The sequence below is a fragment of the Nostoc sp. XA010 genome (genome assembly GCF_020829625.1).
Lineage (GTDB): Bacteria > Cyanobacteriota > Cyanobacteriia > Cyanobacteriales > Nostocaceae > Nostoc.
In genome coordinates this window covers 7,373-20,302 of the sequence record NZ_JAIVFX010000036.1, presented here as the reverse complement: position 1 = coordinate 20,302, position 12,930 = coordinate 7,373, and the positions used below count along the sequence as shown (strand labels likewise).

12 protein-coding genes and 1 pseudogene are annotated in these 12,930 nt (G+C 42.4%); 12 read left to right on the top strand and 1 reads right to left on the bottom strand.

Annotated elements, in window-relative coordinates; translation table 11 throughout:
- Positions 1-34: 34 nt before the first annotated feature.
- A complete protein-coding gene (locus tag LC608_RS30175; RefSeq protein ID WP_163929116.1) occupies positions 35-202 on the bottom strand; it encodes a hypothetical protein in 168 nt (55 codons plus the stop codon).
- 374 nt (positions 203-576) lie between these two features.
- Here LC608_RS30175 and LC608_RS30170 point away from each other — a divergent pair, with 374 nt between their 5' ends.
- The 12 genes and pseudogenes from LC608_RS30170 to LC608_RS30115 all read left to right on the top strand — a co-directional run bounded on the left by LC608_RS30170 (position 577) and on the right by LC608_RS30115 (position 12,663).
- Entirely contained in the window at positions 577-1,092 is a 516-nt protein-coding gene (locus tag LC608_RS30170) for a hypothetical protein (protein WP_229557084.1), read from the top strand.
- A complete protein-coding gene (locus LC608_RS30165) occupies positions 1,079-1,351 on the top strand; it encodes a hypothetical protein (RefSeq protein WP_229557083.1) in 273 nt (90 codons plus the stop codon). The genes LC608_RS30170 and LC608_RS30165 overlap by 14 nt, the downstream gene beginning before the upstream one ends.
- A 327-nt stretch (positions 1,352-1,678) precedes the next feature.
- Positions 1,679-2,191 carry a hypothetical protein gene (locus LC608_RS30160; protein WP_229557082.1) on the top strand — a complete coding sequence of 171 codons (513 nt, stop codon included), beginning with the start codon at positions 1,679-1,681 and terminating at the stop codon, positions 2,189-2,191.
- A gap of 12 nt (positions 2,192-2,203) precedes the next feature.
- The gene (locus LC608_RS30155; RefSeq protein WP_229557081.1) at positions 2,204-2,872 is read left to right on the top strand and encodes a hypothetical protein; all 669 of its coding nucleotides are present in this window, start codon (positions 2,204-2,206) and stop codon (positions 2,870-2,872) included.
- A gap of 248 nt (positions 2,873-3,120) precedes the next feature.
- The gene (locus LC608_RS30150) at positions 3,121-3,774 is read left to right on the top strand and encodes a hypothetical protein (RefSeq protein ID WP_229557080.1); all 654 of its coding nucleotides are present in this window, start codon (positions 3,121-3,123) and stop codon (positions 3,772-3,774) included.
- Between the two features lie 63 nt (positions 3,775-3,837).
- Positions 3,838-4,407, top strand: a complete 570-nt coding sequence (locus tag LC608_RS30145) for a hypothetical protein (RefSeq protein ID WP_229557079.1) — start codon at positions 3,838-3,840, stop codon at positions 4,405-4,407.
- Positions 4,404-5,864, top strand: coding sequence for a hypothetical protein (locus LC608_RS30140; protein ID WP_229557078.1), 1,461 nt, complete (start codon positions 4,404-4,406; stop codon positions 5,862-5,864). Before LC608_RS30145 ends, LC608_RS30140 begins: the two co-directional genes overlap by 4 nt.
- Positions 5,865-6,215: 351 nt before the next feature.
- Positions 6,216-6,887 (top strand): response regulator transcription factor, encoded by a 672-nt coding sequence (locus LC608_RS30135; RefSeq protein ID WP_229557077.1) that lies wholly within the window; start codon positions 6,216-6,218, stop codon positions 6,885-6,887.
- Positions 6,888-7,037: 150 nt separating this feature from the next.
- Complete coding sequence (locus LC608_RS30130; protein ID WP_229557076.1) at positions 7,038-9,191, top strand: pentapeptide repeat-containing protein; 2,154 nt, start codon at positions 7,038-7,040, stop codon at positions 9,189-9,191.
- A gap of 9 nt (positions 9,192-9,200) precedes the next feature.
- A complete protein-coding gene (locus tag LC608_RS30125) occupies positions 9,201-11,588 on the top strand; it encodes a WD40 repeat domain-containing protein (protein ID WP_229557075.1) in 2,388 nt (795 codons plus the stop codon).
- A gap of 113 nt (positions 11,589-11,701) precedes the next feature.
- A pseudogene (locus tag LC608_RS30120) lies at positions 11,702-11,785 on the top strand (DUF2887 domain-containing protein); the annotation flags it as partial.
- 308 nt (positions 11,786-12,093) lie between these two features.
- Positions 12,094-12,663 carry a site-specific integrase gene (locus LC608_RS30115; protein ID WP_229557074.1) on the top strand — a complete coding sequence of 190 codons (570 nt, stop codon included), beginning with the start codon at positions 12,094-12,096 and terminating at the stop codon, positions 12,661-12,663.
- Positions 12,664-12,930: the final 267 nt, after the last annotated feature.

Below are 12,930 nucleotides of genomic sequence, written 5' to 3'. Positions count from 1 at the left end.
GTGATCGCCTTTTGTTTGCTCTGAGTCGATAATTTTATTTGTTCTCTTTTTTTCGTTCTTTATATTGAGCTATCCAATCCGCAAGTGCGATGCTAGCAAGATTGGAAACTGATCGTTGTTGCTCATCGGCAATTGCTTGTAGGTCGTCTAATAATTCCTGTGATGCCATATAAATTGTTAATCGTGGTTTTTTTGTAGCCATTACGCATAGAAAGTATGCTTTATGGAGCTATTAAATACCACTTCTAAGCTATTTGCAATTATTGTAAGAGAAGTGTTGACACTTTGCTTAACTTCACTTACTATATTAGTGTCAAGGTTATCGATACGTCAATAACTTAAGGCAGACGCAAGTAATACCCAAGCGCAAAACGCTAAGGCGACTTCCTTTTGAGGGTTACAAGGGTTGCAAGCGCTGTTTTGAGAGCATTCAACTATTCACAGCAATATCTGCATTGCGTCCGTTCATTTTCAACGGTCACGGTAATTGTGCGTGTCTGCATTAGGACAGAGAATTCATGCATATCAATTTACGCAACGCAAGAAGCAATCAACGAACTACCTTTTGAGAAAGTAATGCTTAATCAAAATCAATTACGAAGGTTAGAAGCAATAGATCGCTGGCTCAGAGAAATCCGAGATTCTAAGGAATTTGGACAACTAGAATACTCCCCAGACGTGATGCTAGGCGACGCAATCCAAGCAGTAGGCGAACTATTGGACGAACACGAACCCTATGATTACAAGCCCACAAATTTTACTGATCAAGAGTGGCATTCATATCTAGAACAAAAGCCAGTAATGCACATTCGCCGTGTGAAAACTTGGCGTAAAAAGATTAACTCATTCATACTTAATGGAGCGTCATCAGTAGCAATTGTGAGCTTGGTAACTACTAGTTTTATGGTAGTTGGTTCTATCTTTTGTCACGGGTTTGACCGGATTGAAGAAAGTAGAGGCGAGGAATATCAACCCACATGGATTTACAACGCCAAGATTTTTGAAGGAAGTGCCATCGCCTCTATAGCGGTTTTCCTGGGTGCAAGCTTGACAGGCGCGTGTGTTGCGGGAGACAAGAATGATGATCGATAAACAGCTTGTAGGATGCGTAACCCTCCTAAGCAAATCCAAAACCTACAGTATCGATGGCGCTCTCTATCGCTATCTCTATAGCAATGACAGTATCAGACACACACAATATTATTTCCGTCCTTTACCGCGTCAGTCTAAGAGCGCTGACTTAAAGCTCAATCGTGACAAAGTGCTAAGGCGTTGTTATGAAATTCCGAGCTTATATAAACAGCACACAGCAGAGATAACTAACAACTCAATACAGTTGAGTTTGTTCTGACCCTTGGTAACATCTATTACCGCGCGTCGCGGACAAAGGCTTTGGTACAAGCGCGTCAACTAGTCCAAAAGGGGCGTATTCGTGGGGGTAAACGAGAAAGTGTCAGTATGTCATCAAAGCTGACAAACCTTGTTATTGCATGGTTATAGCCGATAAAACCAAGGCTAAAACATTTGTCTAAAGTCCAAGATCCAAGGTTATTGATAGTGCCTAGCTAATTTGGCGTATCAGGATAACTGTTTCTAGCTAATTTAGCCTATCAAATAACTGGAATTTACGGATAGTCGGTCAATTTTATACACACTCAAGTAATAAAACAGAGTTAATGTGGCAACAAAAAAATATGTAGCTAAGTATCGCTTGCTCAAAGAAACTTACGAGGGCATCACGGGAAAAGGCATTTCAGATATCACTTGGTATCGCACAGTCGCATCCTTGAAGCAATATTTCTCGCTCTCCATTGAATCCGAAAAAGCCATAAGCATTGTTGAAACCTATGCAGGCATGAAGCGTAAGTGTTCAGCCTTTTCTTTTAGAACCTCTGATTTTAGCGAACGCTGGCAAGCCTTTAAACACTTCTATGATGCCGAAGAAGTTCAATACACAGGTCAGCAATTCCTAGTCGCGCTGGCAGACTATCTAAAAATCAATCTTGACGATGTACCACGCAGCACTCGTTATTACTGGTTTAGCCAAGCAAATCTAAGTTATAACGCCCTTCACTCATATCAGAGCAAGGATTTAGCCCTTGTTGCGTTTGTTGCTGCTAAATGGGCAATCAACAGACGACCGCAACCGATGAAATCCGCAACGATCTCAGTTTTAGCACTAGCCCTTTAAGGAGTAATCATCATGTCTGACAAATTTACTAACAATGTCCGCGCTCGTTTGTACAAACAGGGTTATCAAGGATTCACTAAAGATGATTACACAACAGCTGCGCTTGCTGTCGAGTGCGATGACCTTGACAATCCCACCAAAGAGCAATTGAGTCAAGCCGTTGACTATCTCAAAGTCAAATCGACAAGCCAATTATCTGTAGTTGATGAACCCGTTGAAGAAACGTTTCTAGTAGGGTCAGAAGATGCACAACCTGACGCTGAACTTGATAACAGTCAGCTTACAATCGCTGCCCAAGAGATTAACAGCATCACTGTAACTAGCTCAGATAAGCGTCAAATTGTAACAGCCCAATCATCGGCGCTGGGGTTTGAGTTAACTGAACAAGAAACATTAAGTATTGCTGAAAACGTTGACGACACTTTTACCGACTACAGCCAATTCATCAGTACTGTAACGGCTGCAATCAAGAGCTACGTTGATCAGAAATTTGATGTCATTGAGCAATCATTTGAGACTAACGCCCAAGACTTGCGAGAACACGTTAGCAACAGAGCTTCTAGATTAAACCAAAAGGTTAACAACTTCTCAGGAGACATCAAAGCGGATATGGGAGTCATCCGCCAAAACATTAAAAGCACCCAATTCTCAATCCTCGCAAGGCTCAACGCCGCTCAATAGCGATAACTTGACGCTGCTTGAGTGCTTGGTGATTCGCTCTTGTAGAATGAGCTACTTCTCAAGAATTGCTGTTAGTTTAACTGCACTCGCTGCCGTGATTTTACCCCTGCACAATTGGGTATATATGCCAATACTAGAGCAATCAAGCTATCAGCAATATCTCAAACGAAAGTCAAATATTGAGCAATATGTAAGGCGAATGGAGTACCACTGCAACAAAATATTTACCCCATCAAAGGAATATCGCTGTGAAAAGTTCAATCAAGCTAAAGAATCTGGTAACTTACAAATCACGCCACCTAGAGCGCCAATTAAAAACTAAATTCAATGCATCTACCAACTTAGTAGTCAGAGCGCTAACAGGTGATAAGTCAGCCCTGAAGTTGATAGGACAAATGGGCAATGACGGGGCGAAGATTAGCGAATTTGCCCCACAGGTTAGAGAGCAAATGCTAGCCGCTATCAAAGGGACTGAGGACTTAAACGTAGTCCTGAGTGACATCTACAAACAAGCTGGTGTTAGCGGCGAGAAGATTGAAAGAGCAGTGCAGTCAGCGATTTTAGCTGATACTCATCTAGCTAACATCCTAGAAGAGATGAAGCTTGATTTCACTTCATCCAAGGAGAAAGAAGCGCTGCGCCATCAACAAGCAACAGACCATCTATTACTGAAGGCTTGGGTGGATAAACACATGATGCAAGTTGACGGGGAATATAAGATGTTGCAGGCGGAGTTGCAGACAGACATTAGACAACAAACAATTGACCTGCAACATGATAGAGAACTGGGCAAGTATTACTTAGAAATGGGTGATAACGCTCGTGATGATTTCAAGCCAAAAAAGCAATATGTAGGGCGCTCTATTGTACAAAAAATCAAGGATGCTCTGCTAGGTTTCTAATAAATAAACCCGTCAGTAACTTTAGCCGAGCGCTGACGGGTTCGAGAAATACCTAATACAGATATGACATACGACATTGAAGACAGTATTGAGTCAGTAGTAAGCGAAATCGCCCCAGATACGCCGTTACCAAAAGACTTAATAGAACATTTAGAGTCACGCAAGCAGCACCGCAAAGATATTATCAATACAACTGAAAAATTGACGAGATTTTTTGTTGGCTGGTCGCTAAATTCTACGGGATTCTTTATAGCTAAATATCTCTTAATAACTGGCGGTGGCGTTAATCTCTGGTTGGCAATTTCGCTCTCGTTTTCTATGTGCAGCGTTGGCTCTCTCGCTGGGCTAACGGGCTTGAGAGTTAATTACAACAGTGACGGACTAGAGGTAGATAATATGCAAAATGTTTTAAAAACTGCTGGGGGCTTGGTGTTTGCAGGTATCACAACTTGGCTAGCAGTCAAAGACTATCAATATTTTGAGAATTTGACTAAAGAAACAGTGTCCCAGATTAGCCAAGACATCCAAACCATTGAAAAACAGAATCCGCAATCAGACCCTTGGTTAAGTATTGCAGTCGCGTTGGCTTTATTCATTGGCTCTATTGCAATTATTTTTAAGGGGCGCTCATGAAACAGGGTGTTTTCGAGTTAGCGCTGGCTGGTGTGTGTGGTGTAGCTGCAATCATCGGGCTGGCAACATCGCAAACACGTCAGCCCTACGATTTGACACAAATTCAATTTTGTCCAAGATCAGCAAACGGCGTACACAGCCAAATAGCTTTGGATAAGCGTTTTTGCCAGATGCCGCGTTTTGTCCTCACTGAAGAATGGCAGCGCTACGGATTGTATAGCAGCATCATTCCCTACAAGGGTGATGCTATTCAATGGGTGCGTGATTTGCCTACAGACAACCCTAATCAGTTGCTAGGATATGGGATTGCAGTTATTGGGCTATGGGGTGTCGTGGGTTGTTTGCTCGTGCGTTCGCAACGCCTCAAGCGCACGGATTATGAACTGGGCGAACTCGAAAAGACTTACGACTATGCAACTTGGCAGCAAAACAAGCACAAACGTGAAATTAAGCAGCATTCGACCCAGCTTTACACTGAACGCTTGAAAGATGGATTAACTGACCTAGACGTTCATTCTCGTAAACAATTGGGGCTAACCGATGAGGAAAACGAACGCGCCAAGGCTCGAATTCAGCTAGAGGACTTTATGAAAGCCCGTGCTGTTAATCATTCTGTGATGGATAAAACCATTGCTGAGAATCTGCGGGATAAAGCCAAGGCTGAACTTGAACGCGGCAAGATTGAGGGTAAAACCAAAGGAGCGATCGCAGAAAATGACAATCAGCAGTCAGTTGACCAGCAACGAGCAACTGAGCTTATAGAAGCGCTCAAAGTCCATGAAGATGGATGGTTATGGAAGATTATCGACAACTTAACCCCACTGTGGTTAATCGGTCGCCAGGGGTCAGGTAAAACTTACACGAGCGCGGCTATAGCTCTTGTTAGAAAGCATTGCTTAGGGATTCCCATTTACTACTTAATTGACCGCCACGCGACTGGAGACAACTCTAAAGCATGGCAATATCTTGCTACTCAAAATATTGCAGAGTCCGAGTTAGAGATAGGTACTGCGCTTGATAGTCTGTGTGAGCATTGGCTATTAAGAATTAAAGGGAAAAATGACTTAGAGCAGCCTGCAAAGATAGCGCCCGAACAAGTGCTTATTGATGAGTACACCAACTTGAAATCATTGATTGGTGAACCCGCAGAAAAGTTTTACAAACTGCATCTGACAGACACTAGGAAAGCAAAAGTTTATGTAACTGGTATTACCCACAATGACACAAATTCAAGCTATCCAGAAAAAACACAAGCAATGAGGGAGGCGGGTACAATACTCATTCAGAAATTCTCAGCTAACGGGAAAACACCGCTTTCTAGGGTCAAGATTATTCGTGGCTTGATTGATGACAGTGGGGAGGAATTAAGGGATGCAGAGCGCACGCTGCCAAGCTGGTTTAACCCAGAGGACATTTATAACCATTTCAACGGCAAACCGATTTACTTTGATGCTTAAGGGCAATTTTAAAGTGAACGGTGAGAGATTTACTGTTGAGCAAATAAAGGGCTGGATGTATGAAATTGTGGGGGCAGGAAAGGCTTATTGGATAGCCGAGGGTGTTATCAAGCTTAATCAAATTTGACTGCAAAGGGTGTCTGGTGTCTACCCCCAAAAACGCCCTTTTTTCGCGGACACTCCTCACCAGACACCACAGACACCAAAGCTCAAAACCCTTGTATAGCAAAGATATCAGCAGACACTACCCCAGACACCGCCCAGACACCAAGTGTCTATCGCGTGTCCGCTAGACACAAATAATAAATAACCGAATAAACAGCCATTTATTATTAGAGGATTAATAAAATCATGCTGAAAATAGTAATTGTTGAACCAGAAATATTCACTCTCTTAGGCATCAAAGGTGCTATTTCACAATCTCCTGATATAGAAGTAACTGGTGATGCTACCAGTGGAAAGCTAGGGTTTCAGTTAATTGAACAGACCAATCCTGATGTTGTGTTAGTTGATTTACTATTGCCCGACATGAGTGGTTTAGAACTTACTCGCTCAATTAAAAGGAAAACTAATAGTAAAGTAGTGATATTTACTAATCAGACTCATTCCGACTTTGTTAACTCGGCTTTTCGTCATGGGGCTGATTCTTATATGCTCAAAAGTGCTGATATAGAATTGATTGAACTAGCCATCAAGAGAGCTTACTTTAATGAATGTCTACTTGACCCTAAGCTGGCTAAAAAACTGTTAGAAAGCCTTTATCAGAACAGATATATCGACCCTAGTTTTGCTGACAAAAACTTGTTTGAACCTCCCACTGAGCGACAAATACAAGTCCTGCGATTACTGGCTCAGGGTTTGATTTTTGAACAGATTGCCAAAGAAATGTTTCTCTCTGTTAGTACAGTCAAAAATTATGCCAGTGATTTGTATAGTAAATGGCACGTCAAGAACCGTTATGAGGCGATAAAAAGAGGGGCGATGCTTGGTTATATCGACTATAACTTGATTGTGAATGAATGATGTATTGGTGAGGAGAGCGAAAGAATTAAGTCGGGGATTGAAGCATAAAAACTGGCGTTACAAAAGTAAATGTGCTTTAAAGCGTTGTAATTACGGAATTACTCGTGGTATATCTGTAGCCAAAAAGAAATTTGTATACAGCACCCAGCCATGCCCCAGGACTATTCCGGTCAAAATCTCAGAGGGCGCTCCTTCAGAGGTCAGAACCTTGCAGGTGCAAATTTTAGTTATGCAGATATCCGTAGCTCAGATTTTACAGGAGCGAATCTGAGGAACGCAAACTTTAGTCATGCTACTGCTGGGTTGCAAAAACGTTGGGCTGTTTTTTTAGTAGGTGTTTCCTGGCTGCTATCTGGAGTTTCAGGATTTTTCTCAGCCTTTGCTGGAGCCATGATAGTTTATATATTTGATACTCCAAGTCGACAAAATCAGGTTGATGGCTGGACTGCCTTAATAGTAATAATTGTTTTATTTATAGTTATCCTTCGCCAAGGATTAAACTCAACCGTCGCCTTAGCCTTAGCCTTAGCCTTCGCCTTCGCCGTCGCCTTCGCCGTCGCGGTCGCCGGAGCGGTCGCCGGAGCCGGAGTCTTAGCCTTAGCCGTTGCCTTAGCCGTCGCCTTCGCCGTCGCCTTCGCCGTCGCCTTCGCCGGAGCCTTAGCCGGAGCTTTAGCCGGAGCTTTAGCCGGAGCTTTAGCCTTAGCCGGAGCTTTAGCCTTAGCCTTAGCCGGAGCTTTAGCCTTAGCCGGAGCCTTAGCCGGAGCCTTAGCCGGAGCCTTAGCCTTAGCCGCAGCCTTCGCCTTCGCCTTAGCCGGAGCCTTAGCCGGAGTTTTACTTAGTGCTTACATTGCCTGGAGAGCAATGAAAGGAGATGAAAAATACGCCATTATTCGGAACATTGCTGTTGCTTTTGCAGCCTTTGGCGGTACAAGCTTTCGCTCTTCTGATTTAACTGATGTCAATTTCAATGGAGCCACACTTAAAAGTACAGATTTTAGAAAATCTATTTTGACTCGCACTTGTTTCAGCAAAACTAAAAAACTGGATCGTGTTCGCCCTGGAACAACTTACCTGCAAAAAGCACAACTGCGTCAAGTTCTGGTAACAAGCCAGGGACTAGACTTGAATTTTGACCGTGAGGATTTGCGGGGAGTAAATTTTCAAGGAGCCAATTTAGTAGATACCAGTTTTAGTGGTGCGGATCTGAGTGAAGCGAATTTAAAAGATGCAGATTTATCCAGAGCGAAGTTAGTACAGGCACAACTGAACGGAACTGATTTAACAGGCGCTACTCTCACCGGGACATACATTCAAGACTGGAACATTAGCAGCGACACTAAATTTGATGGGGTGAGATGTGAATACGTTTATATGCGACTCCCCACAAAAGAGAACCCTGACCCGCTCCGTAAACCAGATAACAATAAAGAAGTGTTTGCAGATGGGGAGTTCGGTGATTTCATTAAACCAATTTTTGATACACTCGACCTGTATCATAACCAAGACGTTGATCCAAGGGCGATCGCAATTTCCTTTAAACAGTTAGCAGAGAATCACCCTGAAGCTGAACTTGAAATTGTGGCAATGGAGAAAAGGGGAGAAGACAAGTTTTTACTTCGTGCCAAAACCGCATCTAGAACTAACAAGTCTGAATTGAGTGCAGAATATTTTGACACTTATAACGATATAAAAGGCTTGCCAGAGCGAGAAATTAAATTACTTTTAGCAGAAAAAGATAATCAAATCCGCAGATTAGAGAATATGGTAATGACAGCACTGGAGCGTCCTAGTTTTTATTCAAATATTCAAGTAGAAGAGGTAGGTACTATGACAAACAACCCCGGTGGCTTTTCAGTTGGTGGTTCAGTTGGCGGCAACGTCAATAATGTCCAAGGGGACGGCAACCGCGCAGTTCAAGGGGACAATAATCAGGCTGTCCTTGGTGATGGTAATCAAGTAACTCAACAAAATCAAGTAGGTGCAGATACCGCAGAATCGCTCACTAAGGAGGATGTTGTTAAGTTATTGGCTCAACTAGAAACTTTAATTAAAGGGGCAGAACTCCCAGCCGACACTAAAGAAGAAGTAATTGAAGACTTGAGTGCAGCTAAGAAAGCAACGGATAAAGAAGAACCAAATAAGCAACGAGCATTAGAGCGTTTAACAAGTGTGGCAGAAACACTTGATAAAACAAGTAAGGGCGTGGAAGCTGGTCAGAAAATCTGGACAACAGCCAAGCCGATTATTGTGAAAGTTGCAACTTGGTTAGGTGTGGCTGCTGGTTCTCACCTGCTGGGATTGTAGAACTGATTTATGAGTCAGCAGCCACCAGATAATTCTGATTCACAACAGCCTGATGCAGATCCAAAGCAGCAGGCTGATAGTTCCATACCTCAAAATGTAGTTCAAGGTAATCAAAACCGAGCCGTTCAAGGTAATGAAAATCAAGGGGTTTTGGGTGACAGCAATACAGTAGTTCAAGGTAATAACAGTACCCAAAATATCCACATCACAAATTACTATTACCGTGAAGATATTCGAGTAGCTGCTGTCCAACCTGCGTCAGATGCTTTGAGTGATGAAAAACTCCCATGCCCTTATCGCGGTTTATTTCACTTTAGCCCGGATGATGCTGAATACTTTTTTGGCAGAGAAGTTTTTATAGAAGAACTGTTTAGGGCAACTCAAACCCGAAATTTTATCCCTGTACTGGGTGCATCAGGAAGCGGTAAATCATCTGTCGTGTTCGCAGGATTAGTACCCAAGCTGCAACAAGAAGGTCACTGGTTATTTACTCATTTTCGCCCTGGAGCTAACCCTTTCTACGGTTTGGCTGAAGCATTAGTTCCACTCTACACGCCTGATTTGGATGATACGGATCGTATTGCCCAAACACGCAAGTTGTCCAATTATTTCTGCAATGGTGATGTTCTTCTTGTTGATGTTATTGCCAAAATTCAACAAAACCATCCTAACAATTGTGTATTACTGATTGCAGATCAGTTTGAAGAGTTATTTACCTTATGCAAGGATGAAAAAATCCGCCGTAGTTTTTTGGACTGTCTGCTAACTATTATTCAATCTCCTACCAGCAAATCGCTATCGGCAGTATTTGTTGCAACTATGCGTGTGGATTTTTTAAGTTACGCGCTCTCATATCCAGAATTTGCAGATCAGTTGAAACCTGACATCAAAATCAGGTCGATGAATCGCTCGGAACTATCAGAGGTAATTGCCTGTCCTGCCCAAAAGCTAGGAGTAACATTTGAACCAGGACTAATAGAACGCATCTTAGATGATGTTGAGTCCGAACCAGGGAACTTACCTTTATTGGAGTTTGCTTTAACTTTGTTATGGGAAAAACGCACACTTAAGCAATTGACTCATACAGCTTATGAGGCAATTGGTGAAGTGCAAGGTGCTTTAGCGAATTATGCTGATGAACAATATGGTCATTTTAATGCTGTTGAGCAAGAACAGGTGCGTCGTATTTTTATCCAATTGGTACGTCCTGGTGAGGGAACGCAGGATACGCGACGAGTCGCAACAAAAGCGGAATTCAGTGAGGAAGACTGGACTTTAGTGAAACAGTTAGCTGATATGCGATTAGTGGTAACGAATCAAAATGCTGCTAACCAGAAAACAGTAGAGGTTGTTCATGAAGCCTTAATCCGTAATTGGGTTAAATTCCGAAATTGGATAGAAAAATACCGAGATTTTCGTGCTTGGCAGGAGAGGCTACGGGTAGCAATAGCTCAATGGGAACAGACGCAACAAGATGAAGGAACATTGTTACGAGGTGCTGCGTTAGCGTATGCAGAAGAAAAGCTTAAACAAAATCAAGAGAATCTTGCCCAAGGTGAGCAAGATTTCATTCATTTGAGCATTGAACTACATAATCGCCTGCTTAGGCAACAAAAAGAACGCAAAACACGCCAGATGATAGTGGCTTCAATTACAAGTATTATATTGGCTGGATTCGCCATCTTAGCTGGTATTAATTGGAAGGTAGCAGAAGGGGAGAAAGTAAATGCTCAGCTTAATGCTCAAAGTTTATCTTCGGATATCCTTTTGTCTAAACGCAAAAATTTTGAGGCATTAATAGAAGCCTTGAAAGCAGCACAAAAAATGCGCTCAACAATTTGGGTAAGAACCGATACACAAACTAAAGTTACAGCAACTCTATTAAAGGCAATCTCTCAAGTAAGAGAGAAAAATTCTTTTTCAGTACAAAACGCAAGTATAACAAGCATCAGTTTTAGCCCTGATGGAAAAACTATAGCTTCATCTGGTGAAGATCTGACTATTAAACTTTGGAATCCAGATGGAAAAGAAATTAAAACTATCAAAGCTCATGAAGGAACTAGCTTTGATCCAATGAGTATAGATTTTAGCTCAGACAGTAAGATAATCATTTCAGGAAGTGGCGACAAAACAATAAAACTTTGGAATACTACTAATGGTTACGAAATCAGCAGTCTTATAGGACATAGGGACTTAATATATTCAGTAAGTTTTAGTCCAGATGGCAAAACAATTGCTTCAGCCAGCTCTGATGGGATAGTTATCTTATGGAGTTTGGATTTAAATAAACTATTAGTTCACAGTTGCAATTGGCTACGAGATTATTTTAATAACCCCAATAATGGTTTAAGTGAGAATGCTCCTGAACGCCACCTTTGTGATCGCATTAGCGTTTGAAAGTAGATCTAATTGCTGGTGAAGTTTGGTTTACTTGTAGAGCTAAACCAATAATGTTAACAAAAGAATAATTAATTTATTGATACTATCGTAGGCTAATTTCTCTTGCCATTAAACTAATAGATATTATCACCACAATTGCCGTTTACAAGTTTTCTTCGTTGAGTAGAGAGGAAGTGGAAGCGATGCTGGGACTGCTGGCAAACGTTGATATCACGAGCTTGATAGCAATGATTTATCAAGCTGCGTATAGAAGCAAGTGTAGACAAGTCAGACCAGCCGCAACATAAGCCTTTGTTACTGGCGATGATTATACCTGCCTTTAGTAACTGCGTTGCAATTATAAGCAAGTTTAATCACTCAACGAAAGAATGCGGGTTGTAGCGTTCGTGGTTTCGTGCTGATTGATAAGTCTGGGTTAATCGGGTGTCATCACTCACGGAATAATCAGCTTTTTGGTCACTTACATGGTCTTTTTGCTCAAAGACCATGTAAGCTAGACCCTATGAAAATCAACCGATTCGGCAGGGCAGAAATCCTTACCCCTGATCAAATTAATGTCCTATTTAACGAGGGCTTTGTCAACCCACGCGATCGGGCTTTGTTTGGCGTGTGCCTTTATGCTGCCTGCCGAATCAACGAAGCTTGTACTTTGGCGGTGAAAGATGTGTTTGGCAGCCACGGTGTCAGAGGCGTGTTAGTGCTACGTAGCGTCAACACCAAAGGCAAGCGGGACACTAGGGAAATCCAAGTGCATCCCAAGCTCAGGCAGTATTTAGAAGAGTACAACCCCAACCGCCGCAAGGAGTTCTTGTTTCCCGGTCGGCATGGACTCTTACATATCCACAAGGTCAGCGCCGATAAAATCCTCAGAGATACCTGTGTGCGGCTGGGTATTGAGGGCGTTAGTACCCACAGCTTTCGGAGAACTGCGTTAACCAGGATGAGCGATGCGGGGATACCGTTGCGCCACATACAGGAGATATCGGGGCATCGGACTTTGGCAGCTTTGGAGCGATATTTGGGTGTAACTGAGAAGCAGAAGCAAAACGCGATCTCTGCTTTGGATTTTTGAACTATGTAGGGAAAAAGAGTTTCGACCGAGGGTAAGTAGCACCATGTATATCCCTACTTTGTAAGTTCTCTCTGTTTTAATACACTTAGTACCTGTTGGAATGGGAGCATCTCGTTCAATGTTCTTTAAACTAAGTCTTATATGAATCATGAAGAAGACAATTCCCCTTGGGGGCAAAAGGGAGCTACTCTGAGCGATAAAACAGCCCAAAAAGAATTTAACCTTGATCTAGCAGAAATTCTTGAGGCTATCAAATCAGGAAAATTG